Annotated in this window: 22 protein-coding genes and 1 other RNA gene; 12 read left to right on the top strand and 11 right to left on the bottom strand. The window is 35.2% G+C overall.

The genetic code is table 11. The annotated features are described in order from the left end of the window. The first annotated feature begins 5 nt into the window (after positions 1-5). Together fabZ and lpxA are read left to right on the top strand one after the other, a co-directional pair. Positions 6-491: a 3-hydroxyacyl-ACP dehydratase FabZ gene (fabZ, locus tag G9371_RS12955; RefSeq protein WP_000140523.1), complete on the top strand. Its 486-nt coding sequence runs from the start codon at positions 6-8 to the stop codon at positions 489-491. Beyond that, positions 488-1,276, top strand: a complete 789-nt coding sequence (gene lpxA / locus G9371_RS12950; RefSeq protein ID WP_000064875.1) for an acyl-ACP--UDP-N-acetylglucosamine O-acyltransferase — start codon at positions 488-490, stop codon at positions 1,274-1,276. Before fabZ ends, lpxA begins: the two co-directional genes overlap by 4 nt. Positions 1,277-1,330: 54 nt before the next feature. On the opposite strand, the gene G9371_RS12945 is transcribed toward lpxA, so the two are convergent. Then, the gene (locus G9371_RS12945; RefSeq protein WP_001178068.1) at positions 1,331-2,215 is read right to left on the bottom strand and encodes a YbgF trimerization domain-containing protein; all 885 of its coding nucleotides are present in this window, start codon (positions 2,213-2,215) and stop codon (positions 1,331-1,333) included. Between the two features lie 316 nt (positions 2,216-2,531). Between G9371_RS12945 and ffs the strand changes: the two genes are divergently transcribed. After that, positions 2,532-2,628, top strand: an RNA gene (gene ffs / locus G9371_RS12940) — signal recognition particle sRNA small type. A gap of 14 nt (positions 2,629-2,642) precedes the next feature. Here the strand turns inward: ffs and G9371_RS12935 are convergent. The 4 genes from G9371_RS12935 to G9371_RS12920 all read right to left on the bottom strand — a co-directional run bounded on the left by G9371_RS12935 (position 2,643) and on the right by G9371_RS12920 (position 5,484). Beyond that, entirely contained in the window at positions 2,643-3,125 is a 483-nt protein-coding gene (locus G9371_RS12935; protein ID WP_000476752.1) for a regulatory protein RecX, read from the bottom strand. A gap of 53 nt (positions 3,126-3,178) precedes the next feature. Then, the gene (gene recA, locus G9371_RS12930; RefSeq protein WP_000344167.1) at positions 3,179-4,228 is read right to left on the bottom strand and encodes a recombinase RecA; all 1,050 of its coding nucleotides are present in this window, start codon (positions 4,226-4,228) and stop codon (positions 3,179-3,181) included. Between the two features lie 145 nt (positions 4,229-4,373). Next, positions 4,374-4,814, bottom strand: a complete 441-nt coding sequence (locus tag G9371_RS12925; RefSeq protein WP_000040959.1) for an RNA-binding S4 domain-containing protein — start codon at positions 4,812-4,814, stop codon at positions 4,374-4,376. Further along, positions 4,798-5,484: an HAD-IA family hydrolase gene (locus G9371_RS12920; RefSeq protein ID WP_001045481.1), complete on the bottom strand. Its 687-nt coding sequence runs from the start codon at positions 5,482-5,484 to the stop codon at positions 4,798-4,800. Before G9371_RS12920 ends, G9371_RS12925 begins: the two co-directional genes overlap by 17 nt. Before the next feature lie 171 nt (positions 5,485-5,655). Between G9371_RS12920 and G9371_RS12915 the strand changes: the two genes are divergently transcribed. From G9371_RS12915 to G9371_RS12905, 3 genes are all read left to right on the top strand, one after another. Continuing rightward, a complete protein-coding gene (locus G9371_RS12915) occupies positions 5,656-6,015 on the top strand; it encodes a YcgJ family protein (RefSeq protein WP_000798357.1) in 360 nt (119 codons plus the stop codon). Between the two features lie 98 nt (positions 6,016-6,113). Then, positions 6,114-6,350 carry a hypothetical protein gene (locus G9371_RS12910; RefSeq protein WP_000525041.1) on the top strand — a complete coding sequence of 79 codons (237 nt, stop codon included), beginning with the start codon at positions 6,114-6,116 and terminating at the stop codon, positions 6,348-6,350. Positions 6,351-6,464: 114 nt separating this feature from the next. Then, entirely contained in the window at positions 6,465-6,758 is a 294-nt protein-coding gene (locus G9371_RS12905) for a hypothetical protein (RefSeq protein WP_000689660.1), read from the top strand. Positions 6,759-6,809: 51 nt separating this feature from the next. Here G9371_RS12905 and G9371_RS12900 read toward each other — a convergent pair whose 3' ends face one another. Together G9371_RS12900 and gigD are read right to left on the bottom strand one after the other, a co-directional pair. Further along, positions 6,810-7,346 (bottom strand): GNAT family N-acetyltransferase, encoded by a 537-nt coding sequence (locus G9371_RS12900; RefSeq protein ID WP_000573225.1) that lies wholly within the window; start codon positions 7,344-7,346, stop codon positions 6,810-6,812. Positions 7,347-7,391: 45 nt separating this feature from the next. Further along, entirely contained in the window at positions 7,392-7,841 is a 450-nt protein-coding gene (gene gigD / locus G9371_RS12895) for an Lrp/AsnC family transcriptional regulator GigD (RefSeq protein WP_001099950.1), read from the bottom strand. 146 nt (positions 7,842-7,987) lie between these two features. Between gigD and kynU the strand changes: the two genes are divergently transcribed. The 5 genes from kynU (at position 7,988) to G9371_RS12875 (ending at position 13,836) form a co-directional block, all read left to right on the top strand. Continuing rightward, positions 7,988-9,238, top strand: coding sequence for a kynureninase (gene kynU, locus G9371_RS12890; protein WP_000632789.1), 1,251 nt, complete (start codon positions 7,988-7,990; stop codon positions 9,236-9,238). Positions 9,239-9,278: 40 nt separating this feature from the next. Next, positions 9,279-10,685, top strand: a complete 1,407-nt coding sequence (locus tag G9371_RS12885; protein WP_002133012.1) for an amino acid permease — start codon at positions 9,279-9,281, stop codon at positions 10,683-10,685. A gap of 7 nt (positions 10,686-10,692) precedes the next feature. Next, positions 10,693-11,439 (top strand): alpha/beta hydrolase, encoded by a 747-nt coding sequence (locus G9371_RS12880; RefSeq protein ID WP_002133000.1) that lies wholly within the window; start codon positions 10,693-10,695, stop codon positions 11,437-11,439. A gap of 870 nt (positions 11,440-12,309) precedes the next feature. Continuing rightward, positions 12,310-12,423, top strand: coding sequence for a hypothetical protein (locus G9371_RS19225; RefSeq protein ID WP_085916944.1), 114 nt, complete (start codon positions 12,310-12,312; stop codon positions 12,421-12,423). A gap of 231 nt (positions 12,424-12,654) precedes the next feature. Continuing rightward, complete coding sequence (locus G9371_RS12875; RefSeq protein ID WP_029424748.1) at positions 12,655-13,836, top strand: S8 family peptidase; 1,182 nt, start codon at positions 12,655-12,657, stop codon at positions 13,834-13,836. A 41-nt stretch (positions 13,837-13,877) separates the two neighbouring features. On the opposite strand, the gene G9371_RS12870 is transcribed toward G9371_RS12875, so the two are convergent. Both G9371_RS12870 and G9371_RS12865 read right to left on the bottom strand, forming a co-directional pair. Further along, positions 13,878-15,332: a SulP family inorganic anion transporter gene (locus G9371_RS12870; protein ID WP_029424749.1), complete on the bottom strand. Its 1,455-nt coding sequence runs from the start codon at positions 15,330-15,332 to the stop codon at positions 13,878-13,880. A gap of 237 nt (positions 15,333-15,569) precedes the next feature. Continuing rightward, positions 15,570-16,208: an SOS response-associated peptidase family protein gene (locus tag G9371_RS12865; protein WP_000332547.1), complete on the bottom strand. Its 639-nt coding sequence runs from the start codon at positions 16,206-16,208 to the stop codon at positions 15,570-15,572. Positions 16,209-16,562: 354 nt separating this feature from the next. Between G9371_RS12865 and G9371_RS12860 the strand changes: the two genes are divergently transcribed. Next, on the top strand, positions 16,563-18,005 hold the full coding sequence (locus tag G9371_RS12860) for a glucose/sorbosone family PQQ-dependent dehydrogenase (RefSeq protein ID WP_029424750.1): 1,443 nt from the start codon (positions 16,563-16,565) through the stop codon (positions 18,003-18,005). Between the two features lie 54 nt (positions 18,006-18,059). Here G9371_RS12860 and G9371_RS12855 read toward each other — a convergent pair whose 3' ends face one another. Together G9371_RS12855 and G9371_RS12850 are read right to left on the bottom strand one after the other, a co-directional pair. Then, on the bottom strand, positions 18,060-18,503 hold the full coding sequence (locus G9371_RS12855; protein ID WP_000120225.1) for a universal stress protein: 444 nt from the start codon (positions 18,501-18,503) through the stop codon (positions 18,060-18,062). Between the two features lie 125 nt (positions 18,504-18,628). Further along, on the bottom strand, positions 18,629-18,933 hold a 305-nt coding region (locus tag G9371_RS12850; protein WP_413773163.1), incomplete at its 5' end, for an EAL domain-containing protein.

Genomic DNA, 18,933 nt, shown 5'->3' with positions numbered 1-18,933 from the left:
ATATTATGACCGAGTCTACTACACCTAAATTTGCCATCCCTGAATTACCAATGCAGATTCAAACGATTCGTCAATATTTGCCGCATCGTTACCCATTCTTATTGGTTGATCGTGTGACTGAAGTTACTGACAATAGTATTGTTGGTTATAAAAATGTTTCTATCAATGAAGAGTTCCTACAAGGGCATTTCCCAGAATATCCAATTATGCCTGGTGTTCTCATTGTTGAAGCATTAGCTCAAGTTTCAGGCGTTCTTGGTTTTATTATGAACAATGAAACGCCAAAACCAGGTTCATTATTCCTGTTTGCTGGTGCAGAAAGAGTTAGATTTAAAAAACAAGTAGTTGCAGGTGATCAACTTGTATTAAAATCTGAGTTGGTAATGCAGAAGCGCGGTATCTACAAATACAATTGTACAGCTAGCGTTGACGGCATTGTAGCAGCAACCGCTGAGATTATGATTTCACACCAAAAAACAGAGCAGGCATGAGCAATCACGATTTAATCCATTCTACCGCCATTATTGATCCATCTGCAGTGATTGCTTCAGATGTTCAAATAGGACCTTATTGTATTATTGGTCCCCAAGTGACTATTGGTGCTGGTACTAAATTACATTCTCATGTGGTTGTAGGTGGTTTTACCAGAATTGGCCAAAATAACGAAATCTTTCAATTTGCAAGTGTTGGCGAAGTTTGCCAAGACCTCAAATATAAAGGTGAAGAAACGTGGCTTGAAATTGGTAACAATAATCTAATTCGCGAACATTGCAGCTTACATAGAGGTACGGTGCAAGATAATGCATTAACCAAGATAGGTAGTCATAACCTATTAATGGTAAATACACATATTGCACATGATTGTATCGTAGGTGACCATAATATCTTTGCTAATAATGTAGGTGTCGCTGGACATGTACATATTGGTGATCACGTTATTGTGGGTGGTAATTCTGGAATTCATCAATTCTGTAAGATCGATTCTTATAGCATGATTGGTGGGGCTTCTTTGATCCTTAAAGATGTTCCAGCCTATGTGATGGCGTCTGGTAACCCTGCACATGCGTTTGGTATAAATATTGAAGGTATGCGAAGAAAAGGTTGGTCTAAAAATACAATTCAAGGCTTAAGAGAAGCTTATAAATTGATATTTAAATCTGGATTAACTTCTGTTCAAGCTATTGACCAAATTAAAAGTGAAATTTTACCTTCAGTTCCAGAAGCTCAACTCTTGATTGATTCTCTTGAACAATCAGAGCGTGGAATTGTGCGCTAATCAAGAAGACATAAAAAAGACACTGTTTTAACAGTGTCTTTTTTTATAACTAAATTATTTGTTAAAGAATTTTGCTTCTTCAGACTTTGGATATTGGCTAAGTAACTTGTTCTTGTATTGATTTGCTGACACAGTATTCTTATCAACATCTTTAGCGATACTATAAAGTTGGTACAATGCTCGAGGTGCCTTACTTGAATTTGGGTATTGGTTAGCTACGACATTATAGTTTTTCTTTGCTTCATTATAATTTACTGGATCTGTCGCTAAATGAAACTCGGCTAACCAAAAATAAGCATTACCTGTATAGATACTATTAGGATGGTTTTTTATAAAGTTTTGCATTGGAGCAATTGCTTTTTTAGCACCGCCTTGTTTATACGCATCTAAAGCTACAGTATAAGCAGCTTTTTCTAATTCGAGGGAATTTGACTGGTTTTGCGCAGCAGCTGGTGCTGGTTGAGTAGTGGTTGTTGGTGCGCTAGGCTGCTGCTCAGAAGTTTGTGTGGCTGGTACTGCAGCTACTTTATTACTCTCTGTGGTTTGAGGGGCTGGTGCACTAGCAGGAGTAGTGTTATCGGATGTTGCATTCGAACTATCATCTTGTGTAGCACTGTCAGGGTCAACTTTTTGGTGTAATAATTCTAAACGTTGATCTAAGTCGGTATATCGGTTCGCTAGATCTTTCTTTAATTGCTCAATATCATTAGCTTGTTCTTCAAGCTGACCTCTTAATGTACGAATATCATTTTCTAATTGTTGGTTTTTTTGCATGAGTTCCCAGTTTAAATTTGTAGGAACTGAAATATTGCTTGAAGAAGTATTGGATGCACTACCATCATTTTGACTTAAACCACGAGACTCGATAGGGATATTTGCGTATAGAGAAGTGGTGCTCATTAAGGCAATAAATAATAAAGAATGCTTCTTCATTTGCATGTGTATAAATCCATAATTTTATATAAAAGCCACCTTGACACAGGAATATAAAAAACAATTCTCTAAATATCTAAGGTTTTTCATTGATCAATGCAATTAAAGCAGTTAACAGTTTAAATGCAAGGATAGTTTACAATCTTCAAGCATATTTTATGCAAAATAAGAAAAGAGCATAAGCTCAAGAAATTACATTTTTGGGGTTTAAAGCTATTTTTGCTGAGGAATTAATCAATCGAAACAAAAACTTGCCGAAAAAGGCAGAGAAGGGTTGCAACTCTTTTAAAAATCTCTATACTTTGTTTTGCAATGGTAGCCCCGCTGGTGGCTTCGCAATTGTACTCTGTGAACCCCGCCAGGACCGGAAGGTAGCAACGGTAGCAGATCTATGATGTGCCGAAGTTTTGCTAGTGGGGTTGCCACCATTCTTTTAATCCAATTTTCTTTGGATTGCTTTTAAAATTACATCTAAATCAAATCCTCTATATTGTAAGAATCTGATCTGTTTTGCTTTAAGTTTTGGATCTTTCTCTACAGCTTCTCCAAATTTTTTAACTTTAAGTTGATAAGCCTGTTCTACCCAATCAATTTCTTGAATTTCATCTGCAATTAAATCATTTTCAATTTGTTTAGTTTTTAAAGCTTGTTGAATCCGTTTCGGTCCTTTACCTTTACGAATTTGGCTTGCTAGCATTTGCTCAGCAACACGCTGATCACTCTGGTAATTTTGTTCAGATAACTCCTCAACCAGTTGTTTTGCTTCTTCTATATTTTGTGCATAACGAGCTAATTTCTCGATAAGCTCTGCTTTAGAGTAATCTCGGCGAGTGAGTAAAGCAAAAGCATATGAGCGTAAACGTTGGCCAGTAAGAGGAGGGCGCTGCTGAGATTGCTCATCGTTTCGTTTGAACATATAAAATTCCTTGTAAAAAACGCCCCGAAGGGCGTTTTATGACTCAAATATAATTACGATTCTAATAAAAGATCTGGCTCTTCTTCATCTTCAATTTGAACTGCACCATTTGTGCCTGTAGTCAGCAATTGTTCACGGATATTACGTTCAATTTCTTCAGCTATTTGATTATTTTCTTCAAAATAGCGAATTACATTGTTTTTACCTTGACCAATTTTATTGCCTTGATATGAATACCATGCACCAGCTTTCTGTACGATATCCTGTTGTACAGCTAAATCTACAAGTTCACCTAGTTGGTTAGTACCTTTACCGTATAGAATTTGGAAAATAGCTTCTTTAAACGGAGGAGCCATTTTGTTCTTAACGACTTTAACTTTAGTTTCTGAACCAACAATTTCATCGCCTTCTTTTACTTGACCGATACGACGAATATCTAAACGAACTGAAGCGTAGAATTTAAGAGCGTTACCACCAGTGGTAGTTTCTGGGCTACCAAACATAACACCAATTTTCATACGAATCTGGTTAATGAAGATAACCATACAGTTTGAACGTTTAGCATTACCCGTAATTTTACGAAGTGCCTGGCTCATAAGACGCGCTTGTAGACCCATATGAGAGTCACCCATCTCACCTTCGATTTCTGCTTTAGGTGTAAGTGCAGCTACCGAGTCCACAACGATTAAATCAATTGCGCCTGAACGGACAAGCATGTCAGCAATTTCAAGTGCTTGCTCACCATTGTCGGGTTGTGAAACAAGTAGGTTATCAATATCTACACCAAGTTTGCGTGCATATTGAGGGTCTAGGGCGTGCTCAGCATCAATGAAGGCACATGTACCACCAGATTTTTGACATTGAGCAATTGCTTGCAATGTCATTGTGGTTTTACCAGAAGATTCAGGACCATAAATTTCGATAATACGGCCTTTTGGTAAACCACCAATCCCCAATGCGATGTCTAAAGTTAAAGAACCTGTAGATACGGCTTCAACTGCTTGAACAGTGTTATCACCAAGACGCATAACCGTATTTTTACCAAATTGCTTCTCAATTTGGCTCAAAGCGGCTTGTAATGCTTTGCTTTTATTCTCATCCATCTCAAAAACCTCAATACTCTATGTTCATCACGTTTAACCCAAGTGGATGCATTGAATCTCAACTTGTTTCACAGGGCTAATAGTGACAGATTTTTTCTCTAGCTTCTATATATTGTATATGTGAGTGCGACACAACTCGACGTTTTTATTCATCATTATAAGACCAGTGATCTTCATAATGTTGATCATTATCCTGTTTAAACCGATTGATTTGTCGCCGATCTTTCTTGCTTGGTCTATGGTCAGGTCGTGCTAGATTATGCAATTTTCGTTGGGAAGCAATCAACTCCCGTCTTGCAATACTTACTTCTGTTTCTTCATAAAGTTGTTGTGCAACAGGAGCCGGTCCTCGGGTATTGGAGAGCGCTTTAACAACAACCGTTTTTTTATCGAAACCTTGTTGAACAACGAGCTCCATACCGACACGAATTTCTTTAGAAACTTTTACACGTTCATTATTGTGATGTACTTTACCCCCTTCAATTGCAGCTTTAGCAATAGAACGGGTTTTAAAAAAACGTGCTGCCCACAACCATTTGTCGACACGCATGGTTTCTACAGCATCGTCTTCACGCAATTTTGACATCATTATCCTTTCTATCAATTTGATTCAAAATAGACAGTAGCTCTGTAAGCTGATCTAGAGCTTTATACTCTAAATCTTGTGGCTGTCTTATATTCTTAAGACTTGAGGGCTGTAAGATAGTAAACAAGTGTCTTATACCAAATTTTTCTGCAGTTTTTAAAACAGGAAGAGTGTCATCTAAAAAAATAGTGCTTTCTGGGGCAAAATAATGCAAGCGTTGCAACTCTTTCCAGAATTGGATGTCTTCTTTTGCGTAACCAATTTGTTCGCTAGATACGATGACTTCAAAAAAATCTTGGATAGGAACGTTATCAAGCTTTAATTTTAGGCTTGCACAGTCAGCATTGGTGACTAGCCAACATTGATAATCTTGTGCTTTTAAAGCGCTGAGCAGCTCCATGCATCCTGACCTCGCTTTAATTTTATGCTGAAATTCTTGCTGGAGCTTTAAAACATCCACGCCAGTTGTTTGTGTCCAGAAGTTTGATGAGTACCAAGCAAGCGTATGTTTATGGCTGCGATAAAACTGGTTTAATATTTCTTGACTCTCAGTTAAAGATAGATGATGTGTTTCAGAATGTCTTTTAGGTAAGCATTCGTTCCAGATAAAGTCATCAAAAGCCAAATCTAGTAAAGTTCCATCCATGTCAAACAGGACTACCTTATTCATGTTGCGAACGCTCCAGCTTTAAATATACATGGAAGAAATTAGCTTAAGATTATAAACATTAAAGCCTCAAAAACAGATTGATTTGTTGTTATCTCATCATTTTAAAGTTCTAAAGATATTTTACTTTTGATATATTATTTCAATAATTAATGATAACGAGTGAATTAAAAAATGAAAAATTCTAATTTCTTTGTTGTTTTTATCGGTTCTATTTGTTTTGCGTTTAGTGCAAATACATTGGCACAAAATACAGCTGCAGTTTTTTCACCTAAAAGAGGTGTAGTCTGTGATAAATATATTTGTGCAGATAAAAAGGGCGTTTCCAAATCCTTAACTAATCAATATTTAGGTGCAAAAAAAGCAAAACAAGCTTTTTCACAAGGTGACTTTGATACATCTGCTTTTACTTTTTCTAATGGTGTATTTTGTGATACCACTACTAAATTGTGCCATGTGAATAAATTTTTTGAAAATGGTCATAGAAGTAGAGTAGATAAAAAAATGACTGATAAAATTTTTAAAAATAGGTAGTTGTATGAGTTGTAAATTAGTTTTTTGATACTTTTTTGCGTTTCTATACTTTATATGAAATTATCATTATTTAAATATTATTAAAAGTTGGAATAAAAGTGGGATTATATACAATTAGATATGGTTATCGTAACAACAGTTTTTTTATTGCTTCAAACACGGCTGGGCAGTTTATTGTGATTGATGCATTAGGAGCAGATTTCCAAATTGGTCATCAAATTTCTTATGAAGGGAGCAAAATAATAAACGAAACATTAAATGATGAAACGGATGCAAAAGTTCATCTTGAGAGCAACGAAAAAGAAGCTTATGAGTATTTACGGACAATGAAATAATCATCTCGTTATTTTGATTTACATAGGATACGTATTGGCAAACATTTTATAAATTGAACTCTACTTATTTAAAGTTATATTAAAAATCATTTGAATAACAATTTAGAGTAGGCGATGAAAATTGGATTTATTGGAGGAGCCAATGATGGCATAGTGATCAATGCTGCCAATGGTATTGATACTTATAAACTTGAATGGCATTACAAGGCTGAGAAGCATTGTGAAGAACAGCCATCATTAGGGCTAAATGGCCCTGAATATGACTATTACAATTTATTAATTTTGAGAAAAAATAAAGAGGCAAAACTTTTCTACGTTTTAACTACCATGGACAAAGAAGATATTGCGGATAAGATTAATGAGTATTGGGAGTATTCCACCTCTGTAGGTTATGACTTTGATGAGTAGTAACCATTTTAACTCATTGAAATATTTTATTTATATCACTATTTAACTGAATTATAACTCAAGCTTAGGATGATATATTTCATAAAGAACATGCTTTTGTAAGGCATGTTCATCTGGAAGCTTGGGATGATTAAAGTATTTAACTTTGCGCATTCCTAGTCTTTCCATCACGGCTTGAGATGGCTTATTCACTGTTGCTGTGAAAGAAACCACTTTATCTTTATTGAGAATATTAAAGGCATAGTCCAATGCTGCTTTTGCTCCTTCAGTGGCATAACCTTTTTTCCAGTGTTCTGTAGCAATTCTCCATCCAATTTCAATGCAGGGGGAAAAATCAAATTGTTCTGGTTGGTTGTGTAAGCCAATAAAGCCTATAAATTCTTGAGTTTCTTTTAATTCTACCGCCCAAAATCCCCAGCCATTTTCATCAATAAGAGCTGATATTCTTTGAATTAAACTTATACTTTCAGTAGCAGATAAAAGCTTTGGGAAAAAACGCATAACATCTTCGTCTAAACCCATTTTGATAAATGGCTCTGAATCAGACTCTTTCCATTGTCTTAAGATTAAACGTTCAGTTTCGATCATAGTAAAAATTCTTTAACGAGAGTTTTTTAATTTTAGCTAAATATTCTACAGCGGCTTTTGTATAATTTTCTGTAAGATAATTTTTGAGTTAATGCTTACCACACCTTTAATTTTATTGAGTGTATTAATAACAAAATGAGAAAAAGAGTTTAGATCTTTAGTGGCAACGTGCAGTACATAATTAGATTCACCTGTAATGATATAGGCATTGATGACTTCATCAAAATTCTTGATTTGGCTTAAAAAAAAGTTGTGGTCATTTTCGGTGAGTTGAGCAAGTTTTATTTCAACTATCGCCTCAATTTTTATACCTAATTTTTCATAATTAACTTTTGCTTGATATTTTTCAATGATTCCATTGGTTTCTAAAATTTTGACGCGTCTGTGACAAGCAGATGCTGAAAGATTAACAAGTTCAGCAAGTTCTTGGTTACTTAAACGGGCATTGTCTTGTAAATACTTCAAAATTTTTAGATCGATCGCATCTACATTCATTTTCGAATTTCATCCATATTTTTTAATTTTAATTAGAATTTTATACGAAAATAGCTATTTTTGATCAAATATTATCGAATAAATCGTACAAATTGACGTGATAAAATTCAAATACAAAGGAAATGTAGAAATAGGTGCAATATCAAATGATTACTCGTGAACAGTGTTTGTATTGGGATCAGGAAGATGAACTCAAAAAATTTAAAGATGAATTTGCATTGCCAGAAGGCGTTATTTATTTAGATGGTAACTCTTTAGGGGCTAGACCAAAGAAATCTTTGGCTGTCGCTCAGCATATTATTTCCCAAGAATGGGGAGAAGATCTGATCAATAGCTGGAATAAGGCAGACTGGTGGGGGCTACCAACACGGCTGGGTGACAAAGTCGCTAAACTGATTGGTGCGGAACAAGGTGAAGTTGTTATTTCAGATTCAACTACACTGAACTTATTTAAAGTTTTATCTGCAGCGGTAAAAATTCAGGCTGATAAATTCCCTGAACACAAAATTATTGTGGCAGAAAAAGATGCTTTTCCAACAGATATTTACATTATTGAAGGTTTCATTGACTTAATTCAGAAGGGCTATCAGGTTGAATTAATTGATGGCGTAGAAGACTTATCTCGTGCTTTAGAGAAAGATGTTGCTGTAGTGGTACTTTCCCATGTGAATTACCGCACTGGTTATTTTTATGATATGGCATCTATTAATGAACAAATTCACTCTAAAGATGCTTTGGTGATTTGGGATTTATGCCACTCAGTCGGTGCGGTTCCTATGCACCTTAATCAAACTGATAGTGATTTTGCGATTGGTTGTACCTATAAATATTTAAATGGTGGCCCTGGTTCTCCTGCATTGCTCTGGGTCAATGAAAAGCACCGTGATCAGTTCTGGCAGCCTTTATCTGGTTGGTGGAGTCATAAAAAACCATTTGATATGGCACAGCATTATGAGCCAGCGAATAGTATCCGCCGATATTTATGTGGAACTCAGCCGGTTATTTCTATGAGTCTGATTGAATGCGGAGTGGATATTTTCCTGCATGCTGATATGCAAAAAATCCGTGAGAAATCTTTGAAATTAACTGATTTATTTATTCAATTGGTACATCAAGAATGTTCTGAATTCGGATTTGAGTTAATTACGCCTTTAGATCATAAGCATCGTGGTAGTCATGTTAGTTATCGTCATGAATTCGGTTATGAAATTATTCAGGCGCTTATCGCACGTGGTGTGATTGGTGATTATCGGGAACCTGCAGTTTTGAGATTTGGTATTACACCTTTGTATCTAGGTTTTGAAGATATTTGGAATGCAGTACAGCACTTAAAAGAAACCATGCTGAATAGTGAATGGAAAAACAAAGAGTATTTAGTTCGCGGTGAAGTGACCTGATTTTAAGGAATCAAAATAAAACAAATGGCTAGGAGGGCCTATGAGTAGTTTTGATGAAATACAAAATAGAGAAGCTGGGCTGCATAAAAAGTTATCTGCAAAACAGATGGGGATGATTGCGATTGGTGGAGCAATTGGAACCGGATTGTTTATGGGAAGCAAATTTGCAATTAGCTTTGCAGGTCCCGCAGTCATAGTCAGCTATGCGATTGGTGGTTTAATTGCTTTTGCGCTTATGGCTTGTTTGGCTGAAATGACAGTTCAGCATCCTACTTCGGGCTCATTTGGTGCATATGCAGAACATTATATAAGTCCACTTGCTGGCTTCTTAGTTCGCTACTGTTACTGGGCTTGTATTGTACTGGCAGTAGGTACAGAGATTACCGCCGTTGCTGATTATATGAAGCTCTGGTTCCCGAATGTAGGCTCTTGGATCTGGATTGGATTTTTTTCACTGACCTTACTTGTTGTAAATGCCTATAGTGTTAAAGCTTTTGGACTAGTGGAATACTGGTTTTCCACAATTAAAGTTTTTGCCATTATTGTGTTTATTCTTTTGTCTATTGGTATCTTGACGCAAAGCAATGAGGGAATAACGCAAGTTGTAACTCATTTATCAGGACATGGGGGCTTTTTTCCAAATGGTTTTAGTGGGGTATGGATTGGTGTCATTATTTCAATATTTAGTTATTTAAGTATAGAAATGATTGCTGTCGCGGCTGGCGAAGCTAAAGACCCGGAAAAGGCAGTTAAAAAAGCATTCAAAAGCACAGCACTTCGACTCATTTTGTTTTATTTATTGTCCTTATTCCTAATCGTTACTTTGGTGCCGTGGACTGTTTTGATTGGAGCAGATGCAACAAGTCCGTTTGTTATGGTCATGAAGATTGTCGGTATCCCGTATGCGGATAGTATTTTAAACTTTATTGTAATTGTAGCTGCCTTATCAGCCATGAATAGCATGCTTTATATTTCAACTCGTATGCTGTTTAGCTTGTCACGTGCAGGTAATGCCCCAAAAGTCTTTGGTCGAATTAGTAGTAATGGTGTACCGGTAAATGCGCTGTTGTTATCTGCGGTAGGGATTGGTATTGCTAGTATTGTTTATACGATTAATCCAGCTTCCGCATTTCCAATTATGATTGCGCTATCCATGTTTGGTGCGTTGTTCACGTGGGGAAGTATATTTGTGACTCATATGTTTTTTAGAAGACATATGGTTCAGCAAAATATACAACTAAAATTTAAAATTCCTGCTAGTCGATTTATCTCTTTGTTTGGGTTTATTGCGATTTTAAGCATTACAGTGACTACCTGGTTTACCAGTGAATTTAAGTCTACTTTACAATTTGGCGTACCTTTAGTTCTGGTTCTTATATTTTTCTATTATTTGAAACGTTCTACCGTAAAGTTAAATCTCAACTCTAGTGAAGAAACATTGAAGTGATTGGTATATGAGAAAGTATGACAATGCTACAACGGTAGAGAATGAAGGTGAAATACTAGCAGGCTTCCAATACAGAAGCTTGCTGAGTTATCAGGCCTATTATCATATAAAAGATATAAAGTACGGTTCAAAGAACCGATCAACGCTGGATTTTTTTCCTCTAGAACATGTCAATAAAACCGTAATTTTTATACATGGGGGATATTGGCAGTGGTGTGATAAATCGGACTTTGCCTTTATAGCGCCGTACATATTAGCAAAAGGAGCGCAGTGTGTACTTTTAGAATATGACTTGGCTCCTCAAAGTCATATTTCACAAATCGTTGCTCAAACTCAACAAGCGCTCGATTTTATTGCACAGCAGAATTGGAAAACAGACGAAGTAGTATTGGTCGGCCATTCAGCAGGTGCTCATCTTGGTGCTTTATGTTTAAACCATCCGTTATTATCCAAAGCAACTTTATTAAGTGGGATTTATGATTTATTACCTATACAAGAGACTCATTTAAATCACGCTTTAAACTTATCGCAAGAGGATATTTTGAAATATAGTCCTATTCATCAGCAGGAACAGATCAATATTCCTTGTACGATTTTGTGTGGTGGGTTAGAACTTAGTGAATTAAAATGGCAAAGTCAAAATTATTTTGAGTATCGACTTAGTCAAGGTGACGATATGATTTCTTTTGAAATTATTCCTGAGATTAACCATTACTCTATTTTAGAGCACTATTTTAAATTTATATTTAAGTGAGAAACTAAGTTTGAGTTAGCCTTGGTAAACATAGAGTAAGTTGATTTAAATATTATAGAAGCAATAGGTGGTAGGAAAATTATGAAAAGTTATCTTATTTATAATATTAAGTTCAGCTAATAAAATATTTCAGTACAAGAGCAATCAGTATGATAAATAACCAAGTTGAACAATATGTAAATTGATATATTGTTTTATTAAAATTAAATAAATATATTGATTTTTGCTTAATTAATAAGAAAATGTAGAGCGCGTCACACTTCTTTGAGTTTTTTGCTGCTGTATACTATTTTAAGTTGACCTAAACTAATATCTCGATTAGATTAAAAAGATAGTGTTTTCTCTCTAATCGACAAACTGTTTAGCTGTTGCTTAGATGAGTTTATAGTCCGTAGCTTCCCAAGATGCGGACTTTTTTATTTTTGTACAATTCGTTAATGGTACAAAGATTCGCGCATTAAAAAGACAGTTAATAGTAAATTCGGTTCAATTCAAGTGAAAAACTTAAAGAAGTATTGTAAATATATCTTTAAAGGTATATATTTATATATGCATATACTGCGTCTGTAAAGTTGTTTGTTTTTTAATACCCATATATTTTTAAGATATGTGGGTATTTTTTATTAAAAATATTTTTAAACTGGCTAAGTTTTATATAAAGGGTTTATTTTAGTTAGATAAGAAAATTCAAATAATTTGTTTTGTATAATTTATTTCTAATAAGCTTGATTAATAAAAAAATAGGGTATATATATTTATACATTTATTATACATATTAATCACAGTTAAAGAAATTGTTAATTTTTTATAGTTGTATGGACTTTTATATTTTGAAATAATTGTCTATAACCTGTTAATTATCATATTGTTATGGATATTTTAAAGTTTCTAAGAAGTTTTAATACTGTTGGTACTTACTTAGCAATGGCTACTATAGTTCTTATCATAATGGTTATATTCTTTTATATTATTGAACCCAAATAGAGTGATATTTTAATTATAAAAAAATAAAATATTTAAATTATAAGTAGATAGATGTCACATTTTTCTATAAAAAAGTGGATTGATATTGTTTAACCTAAAAAATTATGAAAATATGGTTGGGGTTTAAAAGCAGATAAAACTCCTCAAAGTTCTCATCTAAAATTTTAATCCTGAAGTAAAAAGTTATTAATTATCATAAAAATACCTGAAATATAATATATGGAGATAGTCATGAATATTCGCCAAGTGTCTGCTATTTGTCTTTCAATAGCAGCTACTCATTTTGTGTATGCCGCTTCAAATGTTGCAAATCCTGTAAATGATTCTTCCCAAGCAAAAGGAATTATTAAAAATCAATATATTGTTATATTAAATAAGGATGCAGGTCCTTCTAAAGATTTCGCACAAAATATTGCTAAACAACATGCTGGTAAAGTTTTACAAAGCTACGATACTGTTCTTAAAGGTTTTGCAATTTATTTACCTGATACAGCAGGGGCAGCCTTTATTGAAGCGATGAAAAAGAACCCTCATGTTCTTTCAGTAGAAAGCGATACAATAGTAAATATTGATGCAACTACTCAAAGTAATCCAGATTGGGGACTAGATCGTATAGACCAGAAAGCTTTACCATTAAATTCGACTTATTCTTATTTACAGACCGGTTCAGGTACTACGGCTTATATCGTGGATACTGGTATATTATCTAGCCACCAAGAGTTTTCAGGACGTGTGTTAAGCGGTTATACCGTAATATCTGATGGCAATGGTACAACCGACTGTAATGGACATGGGACCCATGTTGCTGGAACAGTAGGTGGTACGACCTATGGTGTTGCCAAAAATGTCAATTTAGTTCCAATCCGGATTTTGGGATGTGATGGGTCAGGGGCCTCAAGTAATGTTATTGCTGGTTTAGACTGGATATTGAAAAATGGTAAAAAGCCAGCTGTAGTGAATATGTCTTTAGGTGGTGAAGCAAACGCATCTTTAGATAGTGCAGTGGAAAATTTATTTAATAATGGTTATGTAATGGTTGTGGCAGCAGGAAACTCGAATACAGATGCATGTAGTTCTTCTCCTGCCAGAGTAAGTAAGGCAATTACTGTTGCTGCTACAGATAGTACAGATACTCGAGCTAGTTATTCGAATTATGGAAGCTGCGTTGATATTTTTGCGCCTGGAAGCCAGATTAACTCTTCTTGGATTGGGAGTAATACAGCAACTAAAGTTTTAAATGGAACTTCAATGGCTACTCCACATGTTGTTGGAGTCGTAGGTGAAATGTTGCAAAGTACACCTACAGCAACACCTCAGACAACCTCAACTAATCTGTTAAATCAAGCAAGTAATAATGTGGTAAAAAATCCTTCAGGTAGCCCAAATCGGTTGCTATATAAATCTGCGCAGTAAAAGTAGTTATTTAAATTAGAAAAGGTCCCGAAGGACCTTTTTTAGATTTTTGCATGAGTACCGTATTTATCAATCATGATTGAGCTGGCTTCATTTAAACCGCGAACCGTTACCTGAATACCGTTCTTTTGAAATTTATTCACAACTGAATCTAACATGGCAACTGAGGTCACATCCCAAATATGAGAATGGGTGAGATCAATAATGACTTCTTTAACTTTTTCTTTAAAGTTAAAGCCGTGCATGAATCTATCTGAAGAACTAAAAAAGATTTGTCCTCTTAAATCATATAAACGAGCGTTGCCTTCTAATGAACTTATTACCTGTATATCATTTTCAAGTTTATTGGCTAAGAAAAGCGCGGAGAGTAGTACACCTGTCAATACGCCTAATGCTAGATTGTGAGTAGCTACAACTACACCAACCGTTGCAATCATAACGGTATTGCTACTTTTAGGATTAGTTTTAAATTGGGTAAGCGAACGCCACTCAAAAGTACTTATTGATACCATAATCATGACAGCAACAAGCGCAGCCATAGGGATAAATTTTAACCAATCACTTAAAAATACTACTAAAATCAGCAAGAATATGCCTGCGCATAATGTAGATAACCGTGTGCGACCACCTGATTTAACATTAATCATTGATTGCCCAATCATGGCACATCCAGCCATCCCTCCCATAAGACCCGAGGCAATATTGGCAATACCTTGGCCTTTACATTCCTTAAATTTATTACTCGGGCTGTCTGTCATTTCATCAACAATTGTGGCTGTCATCATTGACTCAAGTAAGCCAACTGCAGCTAATGCCAATGAATAAGGAAGAATGATAAGAAGTGTATCTAAATTAAGAGGAATATCCGGAATTAAAAAAATAGGTAGAGTATTTGGGAGTGCTCCCATATCGCCAACTGTTCGCACATCAAGGCCCAAAAAGAGAGCAAGTAATGTGACTATAACAATACATATAAGGGGAGATGGAAAAATTTTTCCAAGCTTTGGTACATAAGGGAATAGATAAATAATTGCTAAACCAATAGCGACTAATAGATAGACGTACCAACTTACATTGACTAGTTCTGGAAGCTGGGCCATAAAAATGAGTATGGCGAGAGCATTTACAAAACCAATCACAACCGATTTAGAGACAAAGCGCATGAGCTTAGCAAGCTTAAGATATCCTACTATAATTTGTATGACACCCGTCAAAATAGTAGCTGCGAATAAATACTGAAGACCATGTTCTTTCACTAGGGTCGTCATGACTAAGGCCATAGCACCCGTTGCTGCCGAAATCATGGCAGGACGGCCACCTACAAAAGAAATAATAACCGCAATACAAAAAGACGCATATAAACCGATTTGGGGATCTACACCTGCAATAATTGAAAAGGCAATCGCCTCTGGAATTAAAGCCAGACCAACAACAAGCCCAGAAAGAATATCTGCACGGACATTAGAGAACCATTGTTCTCGAAGATTCGTTAACATGGAAATAGCCTAGAATTTTAAATTTTAGAAAGGCTAGTGATGTGATATACCAACACACAAGCGACTACACCACATCACTAGACAGTGATGAGTTATTTACAAAGGAGAAGGGTAAATAAACTTAAGGTGGCGTTAGTGTCATGGATAATGAAAATTTGAAGTTTTAAAGAGGTGCGAAGGATAACATAAGTTTTTAGGGGGAGCCATTTAAGCTTGCTACTTTCACTTATTAGGCATCTAACTATTTTTTGATTTGTTCATTTCTGCTTTAGGCAGAGACGTAAATTCATTTAATGGCATATCTAAGAAAAAGTCAGGAGCGTCAGTGTGTTTGCAGTTTAACCAATCGTTTCTAAGATGGTCAGGTATTACAATAATTGAACGTTTTTCATCGTCAGGTTTATGAAACTGTTTCATAAAAGAATGTCGATCTGCATTGATTGTTAATAGCGACATTGTTCTAACTTTCTGCTCATCAATTATGGTTTCTTCATAAATTGCTGCAAGCGTAAATGGCTTCCCATCTTGACGAAAGATGCCATACCAATGTGCTTTACCATTGATATATTTCGGTTCATAAATAGCTTCAACAGGAACTAGGCCAAATTGATCATTTGACCAGGCATGTTTAAATGAACGTTTGTGATCAACCGTTTCAGTTCTTGCATTATAAGTTGCATATTTAAATGAAACTTCTTTCGCATATGGTGGCAACATTCCAAATTTAACTTTTCGCCATTCCCATTCATTTTGATGAGATAAGATTATTGGGCAATCATCACTTGGATAGACATCTGATTTGTAATCAAAGGTGGGTTCAAGTAAGTCTAATTGATAAGAATGCTCTCTCTTAAGGGGTTTAAAATTTGCACACATAACGAAATTCGATTTGTAAGGATCCTTAACCTTTAGCTTGGATCTTTTAACTGTGTGGTATGTATATTTTTATAGATTGAATTGTCTATTTGAGTATTAAATTTTACTTTTCAATTACTTTGTTAAAGCTTTCTTTCAAATTATTTATCTTAAAAATGAGATCAATGATTTATAAGGCAACTTATAAGATATTCATTTGTTTTGAATAGCTACTTTTATGCAACAGAGCCTTGCAGAAATTTGGATTTTAATAAATGAGCTAATCATCATAATACAAAAGATATAGAGAACGTATACAAACCAATGTTTTCAGCGGTTTAAGTAACTCTTTAGAAAACTTTATAAGGTGGAACTATGAATAAACATTTATTAGCAAAAATCACTCTTTTAGGTGCTGCACAACTATTTACGTTTCATACGGCATTTGCAGATATACCTCTGACACCTGCTCAATTCGCAAAAGCGAAAACAGAAAATTTTGATAAAAAAGTGATTCTGTCGAACTTAAATAAACCACATGCTTTGTTATGGGGGCCAGATAATCAAATTTGGTTAACCGAACGTGCAACTGGCAAAATTTTAAGAGTAAATCCTGAATCTGGTAGCGCAAAAACAGTATTTCAGGTTCCTGAAATTGTGAGTGATGCTGATGGGCAAAATGGTTTGTTAGGCTTTGCTTTTCATCCTGACTTTAAACATAACCCTTATATCTATATTTCAGGCACTTTTAAAAATCCAAAATCTACAGATAAAGAGTTACCTAATCAGACGATTATTCGTAGATATACCTATAATAAAACTACAGATACATTTGAAAAGCCTATTGATTTGATTGCAGGTTTACCGTCATCAAAAGATCATCAGTCTGGTCGTCTCGTCATTGGTCCAGACCAAAAAATCTACTATACGATTGGTGACCAAGGCCGTAATCAGTTAGCTTATCTGTTCTTACCGAATCAGGCACAGCATACTCCGACTCAGCAAGAGCTCAATAGTAAAGACTACCATACATATATGGGTAAAGTATTACGCTTAAATCTGGACGGAAGTATTCCTAAAGACAACCCAAGCTTTAACGGAGTAGTGAGTCATATCTACACTTTAGGGCACCGTAATCCACAAGGTTTAGCATTTGCTCCAAATGGAAAGCTTTTACAATCTGAGCAAGGGCCAAATTCTGATGATGAAATTAACCTTATATTAAAAGGTAGTAACTATGGCTGGCCAAATGTAGCTGGTTATAAAGATGACAGTGGTTATGCCTATGCAAACTATTCGGCAGCAACCAATAAATCACAAATTAAAGATTTAGCTCAAAACGGGATAAAAGTAGCAACAGGTGTTCCTGTGACTAAAGAGTCTGAATGGACTGGTAAAAACTTTGTGCCGCCTTTGAAAACTTTATATACGGTACAAGATACCTATAACTATAATGACCCTACTTGTGGTGAGATGGCATATATTTGCTGGCCAACGGTTGCTCCGTCATCGGCATATGTATATACGGGAGGCAAAAAAGCGATTCCAGGGTGGGAAAATACATTATTGGTCCCATCTTTAAAACGTGGGGTGATTTTCCGTATTAAATTGGATCCGACATATAGCACGACTTTGGATGATGCTATCCCAATGTTTAAAAGCAATAACCGTTATCGTGATGTCATCGCTAGTCCAGAAGGTAATACCTTATATGTGCTGACTGATACAGCGGGGAATGTACAAAAAGATGATGGTTCAGTCACTCATACTTTAGAGAATCCCGGTTCTCTCATTAAATTTACATATAACGGTAAATAACTTATTTCAAAAAACCCAGCTATATAGCTGGGTTTTTTATATAAAGGTTTAGATTTATTCAGTTACGACCAATACTGGCACATGAATTTCTCCTAAGAGTGCTTGAGTTACACTTCCTAAGAAGAACTTTTTAAAACCTTTTCGCCCATGAGAACCAATCACTAATAAATCAGCTTTTAGCTCAGTTGCTGCTTTGATGATTTCTGTATGAATTGTTTGACCTTCAACAATTTTGGTTTCAACAGAAATTCCATGTTGGCTAAATTGTTCTTTAGCTTGATCTAAAATGCTCTGAATCGAAGCTCTCGCTTTATTAAAATAATCTTGCGCAATTTCTGTACTATCAATAATTTCAACTGAAATAAATGGATCAATAGTGAGCGCATATACCAAAGTAACTTTACTACTAAAGGCTTTAGCAAGACTTGCAGCATGATTAACAGCAATAAGTGAAGTAGGAGAACCATCGACTGGAACTAAAATATGGTGATAACTCATATATTGCTCCTTATTGTCTTGTGACAATATTTATTGTTGAAGAACCTAAACTTGTTATCGTTATGGTTATATTATCGCCAATTTTATAATTTTTATTGTTTGTTTTTAGTGTGTAAGGTAAATGATTAATTCATAGAATAGTGACTTTCTAGATAAGCCTGACCCTGTTTAAGAATAGAGATCACCTGATTAGCATCAATAGCTGATTCAAATAAAAAACCTTGCCCTATATTGTATCCAAATTGAAGAAGTAATTCTTCTTGTTCTGGTGTTTCAATACCTTCTGCAATTAATCCGAGTGAGAGATTTGGAGCAAGTAAGCCAATTGCCTGAACAATTGCATAAATGGATGGATAGAGGTGGATCAGGAAATTTGAACAACACTTATAAGTGATATTTTGCTCCCCAAATGATGTTATAAACATCAATA

The sequence above is a fragment of the Acinetobacter sp. EKM10A genome (genome assembly GCF_011075215.1).
Lineage (GTDB): Bacteria > Pseudomonadota > Gammaproteobacteria > Pseudomonadales > Moraxellaceae > Acinetobacter > Acinetobacter baumannii.
This window is presented reverse-complemented; position numbering and strand designations above follow the sequence as displayed.

Coding starts and splice junctions, on each gene's coding strand:
- fabZ (WP_000140523.1), top strand. CDS start 6: ATGACCGAGTCTACTACACCTAAATTTGCCATCCCTGAATTACCAATG.
- lpxA (WP_000064875.1), top strand. CDS start 488: ATGAGCAATCACGATTTAATCCATTCTACCGCCATTATTGATCCATCT.
- G9371_RS12945 (WP_001178068.1), bottom strand. CDS start 2,215: ATGCAAATGAAGAAGCATTCTTTATTATTTATTGCCTTAATGAGCACC.
- G9371_RS12935 (WP_000476752.1), bottom strand. CDS start 3,125: ATGTTCAAACGAAACGATGAGCAATCTCAGCAGCGCCCTCCTCTTACT.
- recA (WP_000344167.1), bottom strand. CDS start 4,228: ATGGATGAGAATAAAAGCAAAGCATTACAAGCCGCTTTGAGCCAAATT.
- G9371_RS12925 (WP_000040959.1), bottom strand. CDS start 4,814: ATGTCAAAATTGCGTGAAGACGATGCTGTAGAAACCATGCGTGTCGAC.
- G9371_RS12920 (WP_001045481.1), bottom strand. CDS start 5,484: ATGAATAAGGTAGTCCTGTTTGACATGGATGGAACTTTACTAGATTTG.
- G9371_RS12915 (WP_000798357.1), top strand. CDS start 5,656: ATGAAAAATTCTAATTTCTTTGTTGTTTTTATCGGTTCTATTTGTTTT.
- G9371_RS12905 (WP_000689660.1), top strand. CDS start 6,465: ATGAAAATTGGATTTATTGGAGGAGCCAATGATGGCATAGTGATCAAT.
- G9371_RS12900 (WP_000573225.1), bottom strand. CDS start 7,346: ATGATCGAAACTGAACGTTTAATCTTAAGACAATGGAAAGAGTCTGAT.
- gigD (WP_001099950.1), bottom strand. CDS start 7,841: ATGAATGTAGATGCGATCGATCTAAAAATTTTGAAGTATTTACAAGAC.
- kynU (WP_000632789.1), top strand. CDS start 7,988: ATGATTACTCGTGAACAGTGTTTGTATTGGGATCAGGAAGATGAACTC.
- G9371_RS12885 (WP_002133012.1), top strand. CDS start 9,279: ATGAGTAGTTTTGATGAAATACAAAATAGAGAAGCTGGGCTGCATAAA.
- G9371_RS12880 (WP_002133000.1), top strand. CDS start 10,693: ATGAGAAAGTATGACAATGCTACAACGGTAGAGAATGAAGGTGAAATA.
- G9371_RS19225 (WP_085916944.1), top strand. CDS start 12,310: ATGGATATTTTAAAGTTTCTAAGAAGTTTTAATACTGTTGGTACTTAC.
- G9371_RS12875 (WP_029424748.1), top strand. CDS start 12,655: ATGAATATTCGCCAAGTGTCTGCTATTTGTCTTTCAATAGCAGCTACT.
- G9371_RS12870 (WP_029424749.1), bottom strand. CDS start 15,332: ATGTTAACGAATCTTCGAGAACAATGGTTCTCTAATGTCCGTGCAGAT.
- G9371_RS12865 (WP_000332547.1), bottom strand. CDS start 16,208: ATGTGTGCAAATTTTAAACCCCTTAAGAGAGAGCATTCTTATCAATTA.
- G9371_RS12860 (WP_029424750.1), top strand. CDS start 16,563: ATGAATAAACATTTATTAGCAAAAATCACTCTTTTAGGTGCTGCACAA.
- G9371_RS12855 (WP_000120225.1), bottom strand. CDS start 18,503: ATGAGTTATCACCATATTTTAGTTCCAGTCGATGGTTCTCCTACTTCA.